Genomic DNA, 856 nt, shown 5'->3' on the forward strand with positions numbered 1-856 from the left:
TGTTCTGGTCTAATCCCATCGGACACTTAATTTTGAGACAGTATGGTCAATAAATTATAAATTAAGAGGTCTATATGAGTTTAAAAAAATCACATAAGAGTTATCCGCAGGCATTTAAAGATGAAGCCGTCTTGATGGTGCTAGAACAAGGTTATAGCGTTGCCGATGCGGCAAAGTCTCTTGGAGTTAGCACGAGCCTGCTTTACAACTGGAAAGAAAAACACGAAGCCCTGAAACAAGGTATCACCTTAGAAGAGTCTGAGCGGGATGAATTGAAGCGATTGCGTAGAGAAAACAAAGAATTACGCATGGAGAAAGAAATTCTAAAAAAGGCAAGCGCCTTCTTTGCGAGAGAAATGAAGTAAGATTTCGTTTCATCAAACTGCAATCTCACCTGTTTCCCATAGCACTGTTATGTCGAGTAATGAGTGTCAGTAAGTCAGGCTATTACGATTGGCATAAACGCCCTGCAAACGTGATAAGCCTTGAAACACTGAAGCTTTATCGCCTTGTTCGACAGCTATTTAAGCAAAGTCGAGGCAGCTTAGGGAATCGTGAAATGGTGAAAAAATTGCGCAAGGAAGGCTACCAGGTTGGTCGCTATCTCGTTCGTAAAATTATGCACCGCCTTCGACTCAAAGCAACCCAGCGACGTGCTTATAAGGTGACTACGCAGCGAAAACACTCAGATGCAGTGGCTGATAACCTGTTAAATATGAACTTTAATCCAGTATCGGCTAATCAGGTCTGGGCGGGTGACGTGACCTATTTAAAGACGGGTGAAGGCTGGATGTATTTGGCTGTGGTGATGGATTTATATTCACGCCGGATTGTGGGATGGCACATAGACAAACGC

Annotated in this window: 1 pseudogene; it reads left to right on the forward strand. The window is 43.1% G+C overall.

Features of this window, described 5'->3' with window-relative positions:
* Positions 1-74 precede the first annotated feature (74 nt).
* Positions 75-856: pseudogene (locus L2717_RS18060) on the forward strand (IS3-like element ISSba3 family transposase); the annotation flags it as partial.

Origin of the sequence: Shewanella glacialipiscicola (assembly GCF_023283485.1) — a bacterium.
Taxonomy (GTDB): domain Bacteria; phylum Pseudomonadota; class Gammaproteobacteria; order Enterobacterales; family Shewanellaceae; genus Shewanella; species Shewanella glacialipiscicola.